This window comes from Arthrobacter sp. P4_F10 (assembly GCF_056401435.1).
Genome location: NZ_JBFUJJ010000005.1, coordinates 157,821 through 176,212 on the forward strand (window position 1 = coordinate 157,821; position 18,392 = coordinate 176,212).

Genomic DNA, 18,392 nt, shown 5'->3' on the forward strand with positions numbered 1-18,392 from the left:
CGCCCGCAGCCCTGGACGCCGTCCCGCCGGCCGCCCAAACACCCACCCGACATGGGACCATCCACTTGCATGCCAAATTTGTAAGCGCTTACAATCGACCTCGGCCATGAACACCGGGCCCACTACTTCGGGGGGAGAAAGGGTCGAGCCCGTGCCGCAGGCCAAGACCTCGCGTGTGAGAATCCAGGACGTCGCCGCGCTCTCCGGGCTCTCCATCTGCACCGTCTCCCGTGCACTCCGGCAGCTTCCCAACGTCTCGGCACAAGCCAAGGCAAGGGTCGGTGCCGCGGCAGCCCAGCTGGGCTACAAGGCCTCGGCGGCAGCATCCCGGCTGGCCGGCGGCAACACCGGTTCCGTGGCCATCATCGCCCCGACCGCCACGGCATGGTTCTTTGCCCGGGCGGTGGAAGCGGCCGAGGAAGTCCTTGCCGACAGCGGCTATGACACCGTCCTGATCAGCCTCCGGAACCGGCCCAGCGTGCAGCAGAAGCTTTTCGGCGACCTCGCGGGCCTGGCGCAGCGCGTGGACGGTGTGCTGCTGCTCAACATCGGCCTCGGTGAGGCCGACATGGCCGCGCTCGCAGGGTCGGGCCTCGCCGTGGCCAGCGTCGGGATGCACGGCGTGCCGTGGGACAACGTGGGGATCGACAACGCGGAAGCCGCCCGCGCCGCCACCAACCACCTGCTGGAACTGGGCCACCGGGACATTGCAATCCTCGCTGGCAGCGAAACCGGTGCGCCCTCCCTCGTGACCGCCAGCGAGCGGCGGCGGGGCTTCGAGCAGGCCCTGGCCGGCCACGGCCTCGAGGTCGATCCGGACCTCGTGCTCGACGCCGGCTCCAGCATCGAAGGCGGCCGGCTGGCCATGGTGGAGCTCGTGGAAAACCGCAGAATGCCGTCCGCGATCTTCGCCGGCTGCGACGAGACAGCCTTCGGAGCGCTCATGGCGATGCGGGAGTTCGGTTTGTCAGCGCCGGAAAACGTGTCCATCATAGGAATAGACGATCATCAGATGAGTTGGTTCCTGGGCCTGACCACTATTGCCCAGCCAGTGGCCGACCAGGGCGCTTTCGCGGCCACCCTGCTGATTGAAAGACTTCATTGCTCGGGACTTCCCAATCCGCCCCTTGCCGGTCCGCCGTCGAACCATCTGCTGGACGCCAAACTGTTGGAACGCACCAGCACGCGCCGCCGCTGATCCGGACGGTGCCCGCCGCCGGAACGGACCCAAACACAGCAGCAAAGGCCGGGGCCGCCGTCGCAACGGACAGCGCTTGGACCGACTGCCCTGCACTGACTGCCTTAGACCATAACTTTGATCAAACCGTCTTGCCTGCCCGTTGTCTGAAAGGACTTTGACTCATGACTGTAGTTCCCGACACCTCCGGCCTCGCCGGTGCGCTCTCCGGCGCATCCGCCATCCTTTTTGACCTCGACGGCGTCCTGACGCCCACCGCGGTGGTGCACGAGCAGGCCTGGAAGCAGCTCTTCGACGGCTTCCTGGCCTCGGTCCCTGAGGCTGCGCCGTACCGTGAGAGCGATTACTTCGACCACATCGACGGCAAGCCGCGCTTCGACGGCGTCCGGGACTTCCTGGCCTCCCGCGGGATTGTGCTGCCCGAGGGCCCGGCGGACGACGAGCCCGCGCATGACACCGTCCATGGGCTGGGCAACCGCAAGAACAAGGTCTTCAACGACATCGTCGAGGCCGGCGGAGTCCAGCCCTACGAGGGCTCCGTCCGGCTTGTCGACGCAGCACTGGCCCGCGGACTCAAGCTCGCCGTCGTCTCCTCGTCCCGCAATGCCCCTGCCGTGCTCAAGGCTGCCGGGCTCTCCGATTACTTCCCGGTGGTGGTCGACGGCGTCATCGCCGTCACCCAGGGGCTGCCCGGCAAACCCAGCCCGGCCACCTACGAATACGCCGCCCGGCTCCTGGATCTGCCGAGCCAGGACTGCGTCGTGGTGGAGGACGCCGTCTCCGGCGTCCAGGCCGGCAGCGCGGGAGACTTCCGCTCGGTGATCGGCGTCGACCGCGGAGCCGGCCGGCAGACGCTGCTCGACGCCGGGGCCACGGTTGTGGTCAACGACCTCGCCGAACTGCTCTAGCTCTGCGACGGCTTCCGCCGCCTAACACCTCATCCCTCCCGGCTCCCACCGCCTAGCCCACTGCCCACTCCCGCCGAAGGAACCCCCTAAAACCATGGCTCTCATCACCTCGGACCGCGCCCGGTTCCCCAACGATCCCTGGCAGCTGGTCGAGACCGTCCATCTCCCCGGCAATGCCGGCACCTTGGAGACCCTGTTCAGCCTCGGCAACGGGCACCTGGGCATCCGCGGCGCGCATTGGGGCGCCGCTGATGCCGAACTTCCCGGCAGCTTCATCAACGGCTTCCACGAGACCTGGGACATCAAGCACGCGGAAAACGCCTACGGCTTCGCCCGCACCGGCCAGCGGATCCTCTACGTCCCGGATGCCAACAACTTCACCGTCATCATCGACGGCGAGCCGTTGAGCCTGGACGAGTCCACGGTGCTGGACTACCGCCGCTCGGTCGATTTCGCCACGGGTATCTACGAGTGCCGGATCACGTGGCAGTGCCGCTCCGGCGCGGCCGTGACCACCACCGAACGCCGTGCCGTCGGCTACGAATCCCGCGGCGCGCTGGGCATCAGCCTCGAAGTGGCGGCGGACCGGGATATCTCCGCCGACGTCACGTCCTCGGTCATCAACCGCCAGGACCAGCCGGTGGACGACCACTCCGCCCACGATCCGCGCCGCGCCGGCCGCCACGCCGGGCGCGTGCTGCTGCCGCTGAGGCTCGACGGCGGGGACGGCTCCCTGCGCCTGTCCTGGGAAGCCTCCGAATCCAAGCAGCGGCTCGGGATGGCCGTGGACCACTGGACCTCGGCCGGGGTGCAGCCGTTCGACACCCAGGTGGACCAGGACGACAGCAGCGTCCGCTTCGTGCTCGCCGTCAGCGCGGACGTACCGTTCGTGCTGGAGAAGAGCGTCAGCTACGCCGTGGGCCAGGCCGCCGAGGACCTCGCGGACAGCGCCGAAGCCAGCCTCAAGCCGGTCAGCGAGATCTTCACCCAGAGCGAGGACTACTACCGCGGCTACTGGAGCACAAGCGACATCGTGGTGGCGGGCCAGACCGAGCTCCAGCAGGGCATCCGGTGGAACCTCTTCCAGCTCGCACAGGCCACTGCCTGCGCCGATGTGGCCGGCATCCCGGCCAAGGGCGTATCCGGCTCCGGCTACGACGGCCACTACTTCTGGGACCAGGAAGTGTACCTGCTGCCCTACCTGACCTACACGAACCCAGGCAACGCCCGCCAGGTCCTGGAATTCCGCCACGACCTGCTGCCCGAGGCGAAGATCCGCGCCAAGGAGCTCAGCGTGGACGGCGCCCTCTTCCCCTGGCGCACCATCAACGGACTCGAGGCCAGCGCCTACTACGCGGCAGGCACCGCGCAGTTCCACATCGCCGCCGCGATCGCGTTCGCGACCAACCGGTACATCTGGGCCAGCGGGGACACCGAGTTCCAGGACACCCTGGGCTCCGAGCTGCTGATCGAGACCGCCCGGATGTGGGCGTCCCTGGGCTTCTTCGGCAAGGACGGGCTCTTCCACATCCACGGCGTCACCGGCCCCGACGAGTACACCGCCGTCGTCAACGACAACCTGTACACAAACGTCATGGCGCGGTTTAACCTGCGCGCCGCGGCGGCGCTGGACCACCCGGAGATCGACGACGCCGAACGCGAGTTCTGGGAGCAGGCCGCCAACCGGATGCAGCTGCCCTACGACGAAGACCTCCAGGTCTACTCCCAGGACAACGACTTTATGACCCTGGAGCCGTGGGACTGGACCACGCCACGGTCCAAGTACCCGCTCCTGCTGCACTTCCACCCGCTGGTGATCTACCGGCACCAGGTCCTCAAGCAGGCGGACAGCGTGCTGGCCATGTTCCTGCAGTGGCAGGACTTCACGGCCGAGGAAAAGCGCCGCGCGTTCGACTTCTACGACCCCATCACCACCGGCGACTCCACGCTGTCCGCCTGTGTCCAGGGCATCATGGCGGCCGAGGTCGGCTACGGCAAGGCTGCGCTGGACCACTTCACCCACGCCCTGTTCATCGACCTCGACGACACCCACGGCAACACGATCGACGGCGTCCACATCGCCAGCACCGGCGGGGTGTGGAGCTCGCTGGTCAGCGGCTTCGCCGGTCTGCGGGACCAGGGCGCGGTGCCGTACTTAGATCCGCGGCTGCCGGCCGAATGGGACGGACTCGAGTTCCACCTGAAGATCCAGGGCAGGCTCCTGCACATCGGGCTGGAGCAGGGCTCGATCAGCCTGACCGTCCGTGAGGGCGCGCCGCTGGAGGTCGACGTGCGCGGGGAACTGCTCACCGTCGACGGCAACCCGGCCCGGGTTCCGCTGGCGCCCGTCACGGACCCGGAGCCCACCATCTTCCCCAGCGGCCTTCCCACGGCGTCGATCCCGGTGGTGCGCGCCGCGGTCTGAGCCCCCGCGGCCTGAGGCGCCGGTGCCCTGACGGTGCGGGCGTCCGGTTTGCGGCGGTCGCCGCGGGGGCAGATGAGGGCGGATCGGCGGCGTCGATCCGCCCTTAACTGCCCGCCAGACCGTCCTCGGCGGGTTCTTCCGCGCCGCTGGATTGTTCTGTTTCACGGGCCTCTTCGGCGCCGCCGGCGAGCGGATGGGCCAGCTCGTCGGCCGGCATCCGCGCCACCACCATCGCGACGGCGGCCATCACCGGACACACGGTTCCCGCGACGAGGAAGATCAGCCACAGCGGCAAGACTTCGGCGGCCGGTCCGGCCAGTGCCATGGAGACCGGCATGAGGGCCAACGACACGAAGAAGTCCAGGCTCGAGACGCGGCCCAGCAGATGCGGCGGCACACGGCGTTGCAGCAGGGTTCCCCAGATCACCATGCCCACGCTGCCGGTGGCGCCGAAAACGAACAGTGCGGCGGCCACGGCCCAGAAACTGTCCATGATTCCGATGGCGGCGATCGGCAGGCTTCCCAATCCCCATGACACCATCATCACGGTGAGGTAGCGGCGAGGGAGGGGAAAAGAGGCCGTGGCCAGCGAGGCTGCGGCGCCGCCGACGCCCATGATGGCGAGCAGGAAGCCGAACATGCGCGCGTCCCCGCCGAGCTGGTCCCGGACCACGAACGGGATGAGGACCTCGATGGGGCCGATCAGGAACAGCACTGAAATGCAGGCCCAGAGCAGCGTCCACAGCAGCCAGGGCGTGCGGACGGTATAGCTGACGCCCTCGCGGAGGTCGTGGCGCAAGGACTTCTTGGCCCGCGTCTGGCCTGAAACGTTGGCCCCGCCGCCGGCCGTACCCTCGCTGCCCACTGTGCCCGGCGCCCCTGCCGCGGGCTGGCGGTGGAGGAAGTTCAGGATGCAGAAAGCCAGCAGGTGGCAGACCGCCACACCGGTGACGGCGTACGCGGGGGACATGGCCGCCACCAGGACCCCGGCAACGGCCGGCCCGGCGGCCTGCTGCAGGATCGGCCGCATGGTCCCCTCCAGGCCGTTGGCCGCCAGCAGGTCCTCGGGCGGCAGGATCCGCGGCAGGATGGCGGAATAGGCGGGGAAGAAGAACGCCGCCCCGACGCCGAGCACGAAGGCCCCCAGCGCCAGATGCCAGAGCTGCAGCAAACCGGCCATGGCCAGCGCGCTGATGCTGGCGATGACGGCGAGGTTGGCGCCCTCGACCGCGATGATCAGCAGCCGCTGGGGGACGCGGTCCGCGGCGATGCCGCCGGCCAGCAGAAATGCCACGAGCCCGACGCTGCCCGCCGCGGCCACGAGCGAGAGTTCCAGCGGACCGCCGCCGAGATAGATCACCTCGTAGACCATCGCAACGGCCCACATCCCGGAACCGAAGATGGAGATGGCCAGCGCCGTGATCAGCACGCGGTACTCCCGGTGCGCGAAGGGGCTGAGGGCTCGCAGGGCGGGCATGGGCCCAGTCTAGTAGCCGGCCACGCGGCCGGACCGGAGGGGTGCGCCGGCCCCGGGGCTGGGTCTGGCCGGCCCGTGTGTAGTGTTAAGTGCACTTAGTTTTATGGTTCCGACGAGAGGCGATCATGGCCAAGCGCAGCAACCCGGCAATGAAGATTGCCCAGGAAACAGCCCACAGCGCGATGTTCGACGCCGCAGGCCAGCCCCGGCCCGGCCTGCACAAGGTGCTCCTGCGCGCGGTTGAAGTCCAGCGGCCCCTGGTGCTGGCCAATATCCGCAGGCTCCAGCGCAGGCACCCGCACGCCACCGCGGCGCAGCTCGCCGCCATCCTGGAACGCGACTACCTGCTGGCCGTCACCGGCGGCGGCGCGCTGGTGGGCGGGGCGGCCGTGATTCCGGGCGTCGGAACTGCCGCCGCACTCGGTCTCTCGGCCGCCGCAGCCGTCGGGTTCCTCGAAGCCACCGCACTGTATTCCACAGCGCTCGCTGAACTGCACGGCGTGCGGATGGTGGATCCGGACAGAGCCAGCACCCTGGTCATGGCGATCATGCTGGGAGAGGAAGGCACCCAGCTGCTGAGCTCGCTGAGCGGACAGGCGGCGGGCCGGGGCAAGGGGCCCACCCAGGCCTGGGCCGCGGCCTTCACCCGGCGCGTCCCCCTCGCCGGCTTCGGTGCCGTGCGGGCCAAGATCCAGACGATGTTCCTGCGCTCCCTCCTCAAGACCCAGGGCACAGCCTGGCTGGGCCGTGCCCTGCCCTTCGGCATCGGCGCCGTCGTAGGCGGAGTGGGCAACCGGGTGATGGGCCATGCGGTCGTGGCGAACGCCAAGGAAGCCTTCGGGCCCATCCCGGACACGATCCCGGGAGAACTGCAGGCCTTGGCAGAAACCACCGGGCCGCTCGCGCTCTACGAAACTTCCCTGGACACGCCACCGGGGACGACGCCGGACAGCGGCACCCCGAGCAGCGGCACCCCGAACAACCCAACGAAGGGCGGCGGCACGTTTTGGATCTGAACGCTGACCTGGGGGAGTCCTTCGGGACCTGGACCATGGGCGACGACGCCGCGATGTTTCCGCTTGTCACGAGCGCCAGCGTGGCCTGCGGGATGCACGCCGGCGACCCTGTGACCATGCTCGACACCTGCCGGGCCGCCTACGAGCTCGACGTCAACGTCGGCGCCCACCTTGGCTACCCGGATCTGGCCGGCTTCGGCCTGCGCTCGCTGGACATGACCTTCGATGACCTGTTCGGCGCGGTGCTGTACCAGCTCGGCGCGCTCGACGGCGTTGCCCATGCCGTGGGCGCCTCGGTGGACTACGTCAAGCTGCACGGGGCGCTCTATGACCGCACCGTGCGCGACGCCGAGCAGGCCTCCGCAGTGATCGCCGCCATCCAGGCCTACGATCCCGGACTGCCCGTCCTGGGCTTCCCCGGCTCAGCCTTGCTGCAAATCGCCCGGGACGCCGGACACCCCGTCTTCGCCGAAGCCTTCGCCGACCGCGCCTACCTCCCGGACGGCACCCTCGTGCCGCGCACGGAGGAAGGCGCCGTGCTGCTCGACGCCGGACAGGTCGCCGAGCGGGCGGTCAGGCTCGCCACGAAGGGCGAGGTCGAGGCGGTGGACGGATCGGTGATCGCGGTGAGGGCTAATTCGCTCTGCCTGCACGGGGACACGCCCGGCTCCGTCAGCGTTGCCGCCGCCGTGCGGGCCGCGCTGGAGGCCGCCGGCGTGGAGCTGGAGAGTTTCGCCTGACCCGCGGCCGGGCAGCCCCCAAACCGGCACCGGCCGGCGTGCGCACCGTGTCCTAAGGCCCTATCCGGGCCAGAAAGTGCATCCTAGCTTGAAGGCATGACTGCCGGAGGCGCCGCGGGGTTGGACGGACCCGCCTCGGATGCAATGTTGAAATTGGGCCGATTTTTCACGAAATGGGACCAGACCGACGACGGCAGGGCGGTGTTCCGGGAAGGCGGCCGCAAGGGCGACATCTTTTACCGGGACCGGTGGAGCCACGACAAGGTGGTCCGGTCAACCCACGGGGTGAACTGCACGGGCTCGTGCTCCTGGAAGGTGTACGTCAAGGACGGCATCATCACCTGGGAATCCCAGCAGACCGACTACCCCTCGGTGGGCCCGGACAGCCCGGAATACGAGCCGCGGGGCTGCCCCCGCGGGGCGGCCTTCTCCTGGTACACCTATTCGCCCACCCGGGTGCGCTTTCCCTATGCCCGGGGTGTCCTCATCGAGATGTACCGCGAGGCCAAGGCGCGGCTGGGTGACCCGGTGCTGGCCTTTGCCGACGTCGTGGGGGACCCGGCGCGGCGCCGCCGCTACCAGCAGGCCCGCGGCAAGGGCGGCCTCGTGCGCGTCTCGTGGCAGGAGGCGATCGAAATTGCCGCCGCCGCGCACGTGCACACCATCAAGGCCTACGGGCCGGACCGCTGCGCCGGCTTCTCGCCCATCCCGGCCATGTCCATGGTCTCGCACGCCGTCGGGACCCGCTTCATCCAGCTGATCGGCGGGGTGATGACGTCCTTCTACGACTGGTACGCGGACCTGCCCGTGGCCAGCCCGCAGGTGTTCGGGGACCAGACCGACGTCCCGGAATCGGGGGACTGGTGGGACGCCCGGTACCTCATGATGTGGGGCTCCAACGTCCCCGTGACCCGCACCCCGGACGCGCACTGGATGGCCGAGGTGCGGTACCGCGGCACCAAGGTGGTCACGGTCAGCCCGGACTATGCGGACAACACGAAGTTCGCCGACGAATGGCTGCCCGCCCAGGCCGGGACGGACGCCGCGCTGGCGATGGCCATGGGGCACGTGATGCTCAAGGAATTCTTCGTCGAGCGCGACGTGCCGTTCTTCACCGACTACGTCCGCCAGTTCACCGACCTGCCGTTCCTGGTCCGGCTGGAACGGCGCGACGACGGCTCCCTCACCCCGGCCAAGTTCCTCACCGCCAAGGATCTTCCAGACGAGGCCGGGGCCGAGGACGCGGCCTTCCGCACCGTCCTGTTCGACAAAGCTACCGGCCGTCCGGCCGTGCCGAATGGCTCTTTGGGGTTCCGCTACTCCGGCAGCGGCGAGGGCAAATGGAACCTGGACCTTGAGGGGATCGAACCGGCCCTGTCGCTCCGCGAGGTCTCCGGGGACAGCGCCGAGATCCTGCTGCCGTGCTTCGAGGACGCCGGCGGGAACGGCAGCGTGCTCCGCCGCGGTGTTCCCGTCCTGGAACTGGATGGCCAGCTGGTCACCACCGTGTTCGACCTCATGCTTGCCCAGTACGGGGTCGGCCGGGACGGGCTCCCGGGGGAGTGGGCCGCCGGCTATGATGACGCCGCGACGCCCTACACCCCGGCCTGGCAGGAGGAGATCACTTCCGTCCCGGCACAGGCCTGCATCCGGGTGGCCCGCGAATTCGCCCGCAACGCCGAGCAGTCCAAGGGCCGGTCCATGATCATCATGGGCGCCGGGATCTGCCAGTGGTTCCACGGCGACACCACCTACCGCGCCGTGCTGGCCCTCGTGATGCTGACCGGCTGCATGGGCCGCAACGGCGGCGGCTGGGCACACTACGTGGGGCAGGAAAAGACCCGGCCCGTCACGGGCTGGCTGTCGCTGGCGAACGCACTGGACTGGTCCCGGCCCCCGCGGACCATGATCGGCACCGGCTACTGGTACATGCACACGGACCAGTGGCGGCAGGACGGCTACTCCGCGGACGCGCTGAAGTCCCCGCTCTCCACCGGAAGCCTGGACGGCATGCATACCGCGGACGCGCTGGCCCAGTCCGCGCGGCTGGGCTGGATGCCGTTCTACCCGCAGTTCGACCGGAACCCGCTGGACCTCGCGGACGAGGCGGAAGCCGCCGTCGGCGCCGGCACCGCGAAGGATACTCCCGGCTACATCGCTGACGCGCTGAAGAACCGTACCCTGAATCCGGCAATCGAGGACGTGGACGCCCCGGAAAACTGGCCGCGGACCCTCGTGTTGTGGCGTTCGAACCTGTTTGGCTCCTCGGCCAAGGGCAACGAGTACTTCCTCCGGAACCTGCTGGGCACCCACAACAATGTCCTGGGCCCGGACCATGCCGAGGGGCTCAGGCCCAAGGACGTGAAATGGCACGAGCAGGCACCGGAAGGGAAACTGGACCTCCTGGTCTCAGCGGACTTCCGGATGACCTCCACCACCCTGCTCTCCGACGTCGTGTTCCCGGCCGCCACCTGGTACGAGAAGCACGATCTGTCCTCCACCGACATGCACCCGTTCGTCCACGCCTTCAGCCCCGCGATCGACCCGCCGTGGGAGACCAAAACGGACTTCGACGCCTTCCACCTGCTGGCCCAGGAGTTCTCCCGGCAGGCCAAAACCCACCTGGGCGTCCGCCGGGACCTGGTGAGCGTGCCGCTGCAGCACGACACACCTGGCCAGCTCGCCCAGCCGGGCGGGATCGTGCGGGATTGGCGGGACATGTCCATTCCCGCGGTCCCGGGGCAGAACATGCCCATTTTTTCCGTCGTGGAGCGCGACTACACCGCCATCGCCGACAAGCTGGCCGCCGTCGGGCCGCTGGCTGACAAACTCGGCTTCACCGTCAAGAACGTCACCTACAAACTCCAGGGGCCGCTGGAGAGGCTCAGCCGCTCCAACGGGGTGATGCTCGGCGGCGCCGCGGACGGCCGCCCGGCGATCGACACTGACGCGAAAATGGCGGAGGCGATCCTGGCCTTCTCCGGCACCACCAACGGCGCGCTGTCAGTCCAGGGCTTCAAGGACCTGGAAGTCCGCACCGGGAAGAAACTGGCGGACCTGGCCGAGGGCTCCGAGGAAAAATTCATCACCTTCGCCCAGACCCAGGCCGCCCCGGTGCCGGTGATCACCTCGCCGGAATGGTCCGGCTCCGAGACCGGTGGCCGGCGCTACGCACCCTTCACCATCAACGTGGAACGACTCAAGCCCTTCCACACCCTGACCGGGCGAATGCACTTCTTCCTCGACCACGACTGGATCCGGGACATCGGCGAGGCCCTGCCGATCTACCGGCCGCCGCTGGACATGCACCGGCTCTTCGGCGAGCCCAGACTCGGCCAGGACGGCTCCATGGAGGTGGTGGTCCGCTACCTGACCCCGCACTCCAAGTGGTCCATCCACTCCGAATACCAGGACAACCTGCTGATGCTCTCGCTCTCCCGCGGCGGACCCACGGTCTGGATGAGCCCCGCCGACGCGGCAACCATCGAGGTCAAGGACAACGACTGGGTGGAGTGCCTGAACATCAACGGCGTCCTGGTGGCCCGGGCGATCGTCAGCCACCGGATGCCGGCCGGCGTGGTGTACGTGCACCACGCGCAGGAACGCACCATCGACGTGCCGAAGTCCGAGGCCACCGGCCGGCGCGGCGGCATCCACAACTCCGTGACCCGGCTGCTGGTCAAACCCTCGCACCTGATCGGCGGTTACGCCCAGCTGGCCTACGCGTTCAACTACCTTGGCCCCACCGGAAACCAGCGCGACATGGTGGCCACCGTCCGGCGTCGTTCCCAGGAGGTGCAGTACTGATGCGTGTCATGGCTCAAATGGGCATGGTCATGAACCTGGACAAATGCATCGGCTGCCACACCTGTTCGGTGACCTGCAAGCAGGCCTGGACCAACCGTGCGGGCACCGAATACGTCTGGTTCAACAACGTCGAGACCCGCCCCGGCCAGGGCTATCCGCGCCGCTACGAAGACCAGGAGAAGTGGCACGGCGGCTGGGCGCTGAACAAGCGCGGCAAGCTGGTGCTCAGGGCCGGCGGCCGGGTCAAGAAGCTCTTCGGGATCTTCGCCAGCCCCGTCCAGCCCGAGCTCAAGGACTACTACGAGCCCTGGACCTACGACTACAAAACCCTCGTGGACGCGCCGCTCGGCGACGACTTCCCGGTCGCCCGGCCCAAGTCCCTGATCACCGGGGAGGACACCAAGATCACCTGGTCCGCGAACTGGGACGACGACCTGGGCGGCTCCGCCGAGAACGGCCACCTGGATCCGATCGTGGAAAAGGTCCGGCGGGAATCCGAAGACAAGATCAAGTTCGCCTACGAACAAACCTTCATGTTCTACCTCCCCCGGATCTGCGAGCACTGCCTGAACCCCTCCTGCATGGCCTCGTGCCCCTCGGGAGCGATCTACAAGCGCGTGGAGGACGGGATTGTGCTGGTGGACCAGGACAAGTGCCGCGGCTGGCGCCAGTGCGTCACGGGCTGCCCCTACAAGAAGATCTACTTCAACCACAAGACCGGCAAAGCCGAGAAGTGCACCTTCTGCTACCCGCGGGTGGAAGTGGGGCTGCCGACGGTCTGCTCGGAGACCTGCGTGGGACGGCTGCGGTATTTGGGGCTGTTTTTGTACGACGCCGACGCCGTCACCGCTGCGGCGTCCGTCACTGACCCCCAGGAACTCTACGACGCCCAGATGGACGTGCTCCTGGACCCGAACGACCCAGCCGTCCAGGCCGAGGCCCGGGCCCAGAATATCCCGGAAGACTGGATCGACGCCGCCCGGCGCTCGCCGGTCTACGCCCTGGCCAAGGTCTACAAGGTGGCCCTGCCGCTGCACCCGGAATACCGGACCATGCCGATGGTCTGGTACGTGCCGCCGCTCTCGCCCGTTGTGGACCTGCTGCGCGACCAGGGGCACGACGGCGAGGACGCCGGCAACCTCTTCGGCGCCATCGACGCGCTGCGCATCCCGGTGGAATACCTCGCCGAACTCTTCACCGCCGGAGACACTGAACGGGTCGCCGCGGTGCTCAGGAAGCTCGCGGCCATGCGGTCCTTCATGCGCGGCATCAGCCTCGGCAACGACCCGGACGACGCCATCCCCGAGGCCGTGGGGATGGACAGCCAGAGCATGTACGAGATGTACCGGCTGATGGCGATCGCGAAGTACGAGGAGCGCTACGTCATCCCGAAGGCGCATGTGGAGCAGGCCCACGACCTCGAAGAGATGGGCTGTTCGCTCGATTTCGAGGGCGGGCCCGGCATGCAGGATTCGGCCCCGTTCGGCGAAGCCAGCGGCAGGCCCGTCCCGGTGGCGGTGGAAACCTTCAACGCCCTCCGCGACCGGCAGACCTCCGGCTCCGCGCCCGGCGAAAGCACCCTGCGCGGCAGGGTGAACCTGCTGAACTGGGACGGCACAGGCGCCCCCTCCGGGCTGTTTCCGGAAAAACCGCCTCCCATGAAACCGTCGGCCCCCGAGGACTCCCCGGACTCTCCTCCGGCGGGGGAACAGCCATGACCCGCCGCCAGCAGGTCCTCTACCTCGCCGCGGCGTGGTGCCTGTCCTACCCGGATGAGGAACTGATCGGCCGGGTTCCGCTGATGCGGGCCGCGCTGGCCGAGTTCCCGGGGGCCGCGGCGGACTTCGTGGAGGTCCTGGACCGGCTGGAGTCCACACCGCCCATTCAGATCCAGGCCCAGTATGTGCGCGAGTTCGACCTCGGCAAGCGCCACGCCCTGCACCTGTCCTACTGGACTGACGGGGACACCCGGCGCCGCGGCGAGGTCCTGGGCAACTTCAAGAAGACCTATCGGCAAAGCGACATCCTGGTGGACACGCACGGCGAACTGCCGGACTACCTCCCGATGGTCCTCGAATACGCCGCGCTGGTGGACCTCGCGGCCGGCCGCGAGTTGCTGACGCGCTTCCGGGCGAGCCTTGAGATGCTCCGCTTCGGGCTGCTCCGGGACGAGCTCCCGCACGCCCGGATCCTGCAGGCCGTCTGCGCCACCCTGTCGGGGAAATCACCGGCCGACGAGCAGGCCGTCATGCGGATGGCCGGCTACGGCCCACCCACCGAGGCCGTGGGCCTGGACCCCTACGATCCGCGGCTGCTGCCCGTGAAGGGGGCCTGACCATGCTGGCATTCGAAGCCGAGACCGGATCCGCCGTCGACATCTCCGCACTGGATATCCTGCTGTGGGGCGTGCTGCCGTACGTCATGGTGGTGGTCCTTGTTGGCGGGCTGGTCTGGCGTTACAAATACGATCAGTTCGGCTGGACCACGAGGTCCTCCCAGCTGTACGAGTCCAGGCTGCTGCGGATCGCGTCCCCGCTGTTCCATTTCGGCCTGCTCGCCGTGATCGCCGGCCACTTCTTCGGTCTCGTCATTCCGATGGCGTGGACCCAAGCGGCTGGGATGAGCCAGGAGTTCTACCACTTCAACGCTCTGTTCGTCGGCGGTGTGGCCGGGGTAGGGACCCTGGGCGGGATCATCCTGCTGATCTACCGCCGCCGCACCACCGGGCCCGTCTTCATGGCCACCACCGGGAATGACAAGACCATGTACGTGGTGCTGACGGCGGCGATCGTCTTCGGGCTGTGGACCACGCTGGCCAGCGTCTTTGAGGGCGAGCACGGGCACAATTACCGCGAGACCGTCGCCCCGTGGTTCCGCTCGCTGTTCATCTTCCAGCCCGACATCGCGGCCATGGCCGGGGCGCCGTTTTCCTTCCACCTGCACACCCTGGTGGGCATGGCGCTGTTCGTGATCTGGCCGTTCACCCGGCTGGTCCACGCCTTCACGGCACCGTTCCACTACCTCTTCCGCCCCTACATCGTCTACCGCTCGAGGGACCGGGACACCGGCGGAGCCGGAGCCAAAGGGACAGCCGGCGCCGCCGGTGCCCGGAACCCGGTCGGCGCGCGGCGGGGCTGGTCCGCCGTCGGGACCCGGGACCGCGACACCAGGAACCGGTGAACACCTGCGATTCCTGACCTGCACTGCTGAACTGCATTCTGAACTGAACGTTGCCGAACCGAACGTTGCCGAACCGAAAAGGAGACCACCGTGGCCGGAGCAGTGTCCCCTTTCGTCGCCGCCCCCGCCGGCCGGACGCTCAACCTGGCACTCGCCACCTCGGCGTCGGTGGCGTGCTTCTGGGCCTGGAACTCCATCGCCACGCTCGGCGCGTACTACACCCAGAACCTGCACCTCAATCCGGCCACCACCGGGGTGCTGGTGGCCATGCCCGTCTTCGTTGGCTCGCTGGGACGGATCGTCGTCGGCACCTTGACGGACAAGTACGGCGGGCGCGCCATGTTCACCTTTGTCCTGCTGGCCTCCATCATCCCGATCCTGCTGGTGGCGGTGGGCGGCACCATCGACTCCTTCGCGCTGGTGCTGGGCGCCGGACTGTTGCTCGGGGTCGCCGGCACGGTCTTCGCCGTCGGGATCCCCTTCGTCAGCGCCTGGTACGAGCCCGCCCGGAGGGGCTTTGCCACCGGTGTCTTCGGCGCGGGCATGGGCGGAACGGCGCTGGCGGCCTTCCTGAACCCGCGGCTTGTCGCGAGCATCGGCTACGTTCCCACGCACGTGCTGATCGCCGCGATCCTGGCGTGCATGGCCGCCCTCATCTGGTTCCGAATGAAGGAGGCGCCGGGCTGGACCCGCAGCAACGCGCCCGTGATGCCCAAGCTGCTCGACGCCGTGAAGACCCCGGTCACGTGGAAGCTGTGCTTTCTCTACGCCGTCCTCTTCGGGGGTTTCGTTTCCTTCGCCACGTATCTGCCCACCTACCTCCGGGATGTCTACAGCTTCGATCCCAGCGCGGCCGGCGCCCGCACCGCAGGGTTTGCGCTGGCCGCCGTGCTGGCGCGGCCCCTGGGCGGGGTGCTCGCGGACAAGGTCGGCCCCAAGCCAGTGGTGATCGTAGCGCTCGCCGGCGTCGCGGCGCTCGCCTGGGTGGTGAACCTGCAGCCCGACGGCGACGTCCCCGCCGGCCTGACGTTCGTCGCCATGGCCGGCGCGCTCGGCCTGGGCACAGGCGGGGTGTTCGCCTGGGTGGGTGTGCTCGCGCCGCAGGGCAAAGTGGGCAGCATCAGCGGAGTGGTCAGCGCCGCCGGAGGACTCGGCGGCTACTTCCCGCCGCTGATCATGGGTGCCACCTACGACGCCGCAGCGCACAGCTACGCGATCGGGCTGCTGCTGCTCGTGGTGACAGCGCTCGGGGCGCTGGCCTTCACGATCTTCGCCATGCAGGGCCGGACCAAGGCGGAGGTCGCCGCTGCCTGACCGGAGCCGGGACCGGAGGGTAGCTAGCCGAACAGCATGTTGGCCACCGTGAAGATGGCCAGCCCGGCCAAGGCGCCCACCACCGTGCCGTTGATCCGGATGAACTGCAGGTCCCTGCCCACCTGCAGTTCGATCTTCTGGGACGTTTCCTCGGCGTCCCAGCGGGCCACGGTGTCCGTGATGACCCCCGCGATGTCCGAGCGGTAGGTCTTTACGAGGTAGCCCGCCGCGTCGCCGATCCAGGCGTTCACCTTGCCGGCGAGCTCGGGATCGACCACCAGCCGGGTGCCGAAGTCATGTATGGCTGCCTTGAATTTGACGGTCAGTTCGCTGTGCGGGTCATCGACGGCGGTGAGCAGGGCCGTCTTGATGGTGTCCCAGGTGCGGGAGGCGAGCTCCCGGACCTCGGGGTCGCCGAGCACCTGCGCCTTGATGCCCTCGGCACGGGCGATCATCACCGGATCATGCTGCAGATCCTGCGCCAGGTCCTTGAGGTACTTATCGATCGACAGGCGGACCTGATGCTGCGGATCGGACTGTACGGCGCGGGTGAACTTGAGGATCTCCACGTACACCTTGTCCCCAACCAGGCCGTCCACGAACGACGGTACCCACGTCGGGGACCGGTCGGTGACCAACCTGTTGACCGTCTCCTGGTTGTCCCGCACCCAGTCCACCGTCCGGTCCACGAGCACGTCCACCAGTGCGTGGTGGTGCCCGTCGTCGAAGATCCGCTCAGCGAGCCGGCCCACGGGCGGCCCCCACGGCGGGGTGAGCAGGTGCTTGCGGACCATGGATTCGATCACGGCCTTGACGTCGTCGTCGTTGAGGACCTTGAACGCGCCGCGGATGACGGCGGCACCCTCCTTGGCGACGCGGTCCGGGCCGCCGGGGCTGGAGAGCCAGGCGCCGGCCTTGCGCGCAATGTCCGCGGACGCCAGCTTTTCCTGGACCACCTGTTCGGAGAGGAAATTGGTCTCCACGAATTCGCCCAGCGAGGCGCCGATCTGGTCCTTGCGGCGCGGGATGATCGCGGTGTGCGGGATCTTGATTCCCATGGGGTACTTGAACAGGGCCGTGACGGCAAACCAGTCCGCCAGGGCACCCACCATGCCGCCCTCGGCCGCGGCGCGGACGTACTCGAGCCCCGGATACTGCTTCTGCAGGGCAAACGCGACGACGAAGATCACGGCCATGACGATCAGGAGCGCCAGGGCCAGGAGCTTCATCCGGCGCAGCGCCGCGGCCTTCTCGGCGTCGCTGGACGCAGCGGCACGCTGTCCGGGGGGACCATCCGGGCGGACACCGCCCGGAAGTCCCGCGGCACCGGTCAGGGATGTTGGCTCAGTATTCACCTGCATGAGCCCAGCCTAGTCCCGCCACGGAAACGGGCCGTCCGCTAACGTGGCACCATGACGACTGACGAGTCCGCCGCCGCCCGTCCTCTGGTCTATGCCCACCGCGGCTCCAGCGGAGCCTTCGCCGAGCACACCCGGGCCGCGTACCTGCAGGCAATCGCCGACGGCGCCGACGGTGTGGAATGCGATGTCCACCTGACCCGGGACCAGCACGTGGTGCTCCTGCACGATGCCACCCTGGACCGCACCTCGGACGGCACCGGCCAGGTGGCCGACCGGACCCTGGAAGAGCTCCGGCCGCTGGACTTCTCCTCCTGGAAGGGAGCCCGGATCCCGGAAGCCTACGGTGCCAAGTCCGAGCAGCTCCTGACCCTGCCGGAACTGATCGACATCCTGCGCGGGGCGGGCCGCGGGATCGGACTGGCGATCGAGTTCAAGCACCCGAGCCCGTACCAGCTCGGACTCGAGGACCGCGTCCTCGAGGTCCTGAGGGACGAAGGCTGGAATCCGCGGACGTCGATGCTGGACAAGATCGTCGTTTCCTTCATGAGCTTTAGCCCCGACTCCGTCAAGCACCTTCTCGAGTCCGTGCCGGCAGGGGCCGTCTGCCAACTCGTGGACAACGTCAATGTGGCGGACATCAGGGAGGAACTGGGCCTCGGTGCCCTGACCGGCGGGGCCCTGGCCAACGTGATGAAGGCCGCCCAGGCGGAGGGCGAACGGATCCTGGATGGGGCTGAGGCGGGCATTGCCGGCCCCGGAATCGGGTACGTCCGCGCGCACGCCCCCACCGTTCAGCGCTGGCTCGCCTCGGGGCTCCGGTTCCGGGTGTGGACGGTCGACGCCGAGGACGACGTCGAACGGTGCCGGGAACTGGGGATCCACGAGATCACCACAAACTGGCCGGCCCAGGTCCTGTCCCAGCTGATGTCGGTCAGTCCGCCCCTCCGCTAAGAGCCCGGCCGCGCT

The 18,392-nt window shown here is 68.4% G+C and carries 13 protein-coding genes; 11 read left to right on the plus strand and 2 right to left on the minus strand.

The annotated features are described in order from the left end of the window. Positions 1-151: 151 nt before the first annotated feature. The 3 genes from AC1DR1_RS07995 (at position 152) to AC1DR1_RS08005 (ending at position 4,531) form a co-directional block, all read left to right on the plus strand. A complete protein-coding gene (locus AC1DR1_RS07995; protein ID WP_476992422.1) occupies positions 152-1,198 on the plus strand; it encodes a LacI family DNA-binding transcriptional regulator in 1,047 nt (348 codons plus the stop codon). 164 nt (positions 1,199-1,362) lie between these two features. Beyond that, entirely contained in the window at positions 1,363-2,106 is a 744-nt protein-coding gene (locus AC1DR1_RS08000; protein ID WP_229993989.1) for an HAD family hydrolase, read from the plus strand. 94 nt (positions 2,107-2,200) lie between these two features. Next, on the plus strand, positions 2,201-4,531 hold the full coding sequence (locus tag AC1DR1_RS08005) for a glycoside hydrolase family 65 protein (RefSeq protein ID WP_476992423.1): 2,331 nt from the start codon (positions 2,201-2,203) through the stop codon (positions 4,529-4,531). A gap of 103 nt (positions 4,532-4,634) precedes the next feature. Here the strand turns inward: AC1DR1_RS08005 and AC1DR1_RS08010 are convergent, their stop codons facing one another. Next, positions 4,635-6,008, minus strand: a complete 1,374-nt coding sequence (locus tag AC1DR1_RS08010; protein WP_364746932.1) for an MFS transporter — start codon at positions 6,006-6,008, stop codon at positions 4,635-4,637. A 125-nt stretch (positions 6,009-6,133) separates the two neighbouring features. Here AC1DR1_RS08010 and AC1DR1_RS08015 point away from each other — a divergent pair, with 125 nt between their 5' ends. The 7 genes from AC1DR1_RS08015 to AC1DR1_RS08045 all read left to right on the plus strand — a co-directional run bounded on the left by AC1DR1_RS08015 (position 6,134) and on the right by AC1DR1_RS08045 (position 16,065). Further along, positions 6,134-7,024, plus strand: coding sequence for a hypothetical protein (locus AC1DR1_RS08015; protein WP_364746934.1), 891 nt, complete (start codon positions 6,134-6,136; stop codon positions 7,022-7,024). After that, the gene (locus AC1DR1_RS08020) at positions 7,015-7,764 is read left to right on the plus strand and encodes a 5-oxoprolinase subunit PxpA (protein WP_364746936.1); all 750 of its coding nucleotides are present in this window, start codon (positions 7,015-7,017) and stop codon (positions 7,762-7,764) included. Before AC1DR1_RS08015 ends, AC1DR1_RS08020 begins: the two co-directional genes overlap by 10 nt. A 96-nt stretch (positions 7,765-7,860) precedes the next feature. Beyond that, on the plus strand, positions 7,861-11,571 hold the full coding sequence (locus tag AC1DR1_RS08025) for a nitrate reductase subunit alpha (protein ID WP_364746938.1): 3,711 nt from the start codon (positions 7,861-7,863) through the stop codon (positions 11,569-11,571). Beyond that, a complete protein-coding gene (narH, locus tag AC1DR1_RS08030) occupies positions 11,571-13,289 on the plus strand; it encodes a nitrate reductase subunit beta (RefSeq protein WP_229993983.1) in 1,719 nt (572 codons plus the stop codon). Before AC1DR1_RS08025 ends, narH begins: the two co-directional genes overlap by 1 nt. After that, positions 13,286-13,906, plus strand: a complete 621-nt coding sequence (narJ, locus tag AC1DR1_RS08035; RefSeq protein WP_229993982.1) for a nitrate reductase molybdenum cofactor assembly chaperone — start codon at positions 13,286-13,288, stop codon at positions 13,904-13,906. The genes narH and narJ overlap by 4 nt, the downstream gene beginning before the upstream one ends. Before the next feature lie 2 nt (positions 13,907-13,908). Continuing rightward, a complete protein-coding gene (narI, locus tag AC1DR1_RS08040; RefSeq protein WP_229993981.1) occupies positions 13,909-14,751 on the plus strand; it encodes a respiratory nitrate reductase subunit gamma in 843 nt (280 codons plus the stop codon). 90 nt (positions 14,752-14,841) lie between these two features. Further along, on the plus strand, positions 14,842-16,065 hold the full coding sequence (locus AC1DR1_RS08045) for an MFS transporter (RefSeq protein ID WP_229993980.1): 1,224 nt from the start codon (positions 14,842-14,844) through the stop codon (positions 16,063-16,065). A 23-nt stretch (positions 16,066-16,088) separates the two neighbouring features. Here the strand turns inward: AC1DR1_RS08045 and AC1DR1_RS08050 are convergent, their stop codons facing one another. Continuing rightward, complete coding sequence (locus AC1DR1_RS08050; RefSeq protein WP_414645521.1) at positions 16,089-17,294, minus strand: DUF445 domain-containing protein; 1,206 nt, start codon at positions 17,292-17,294, stop codon at positions 16,089-16,091. Between the two features lie 183 nt (positions 17,295-17,477). On the opposite strand from AC1DR1_RS08050, the gene AC1DR1_RS08055 reads away from it, so the two are divergent. Beyond that, positions 17,478-18,377 (plus strand): glycerophosphodiester phosphodiesterase, encoded by a 900-nt coding sequence (locus tag AC1DR1_RS08055; protein ID WP_229993978.1) that lies wholly within the window; start codon positions 17,478-17,480, stop codon positions 18,375-18,377. The last annotated feature ends 15 nt before the right edge of the window (positions 18,378-18,392 follow it).

Bases quoted from the DNA above. Each gene is read 5' to 3' on its own strand.
- narI (WP_229993981.1), top strand. From the start codon at position 13,909: ATGCTGGCATTCGAAGCCGAGACCGGATCCGCCGTCGACATCTCCGCA.
- AC1DR1_RS08055 (WP_229993978.1), top strand. From the start codon at position 17,478: ATGACGACTGACGAGTCCGCCGCCGCCCGTCCTCTGGTCTATGCCCAC.
- AC1DR1_RS08015 (WP_364746934.1), top strand. From the start codon at position 6,134: ATGGCCAAGCGCAGCAACCCGGCAATGAAGATTGCCCAGGAAACAGCC.
- AC1DR1_RS08005 (WP_476992423.1), top strand. From the start codon at position 2,201: ATGGCTCTCATCACCTCGGACCGCGCCCGGTTCCCCAACGATCCCTGG.
- AC1DR1_RS08050 (WP_414645521.1), bottom strand. From the start codon at position 17,294: ATGAAGCTCCTGGCCCTGGCGCTCCTGATCGTCATGGCCGTGATCTTC.
- AC1DR1_RS08025 (WP_364746938.1), top strand. From the start codon at position 7,861: ATGACTGCCGGAGGCGCCGCGGGGTTGGACGGACCCGCCTCGGATGCA.
- AC1DR1_RS08010 (WP_364746932.1), bottom strand. From the start codon at position 6,008: ATGCCCGCCCTGCGAGCCCTCAGCCCCTTCGCGCACCGGGAGTACCGC.
- narJ (WP_229993982.1), top strand. From the start codon at position 13,286: ATGACCCGCCGCCAGCAGGTCCTCTACCTCGCCGCGGCGTGGTGCCTG.
- narH (WP_229993983.1), top strand. From the start codon at position 11,571: ATGCGTGTCATGGCTCAAATGGGCATGGTCATGAACCTGGACAAATGC.
- AC1DR1_RS08000 (WP_229993989.1), top strand. From the start codon at position 1,363: ATGACTGTAGTTCCCGACACCTCCGGCCTCGCCGGTGCGCTCTCCGGC.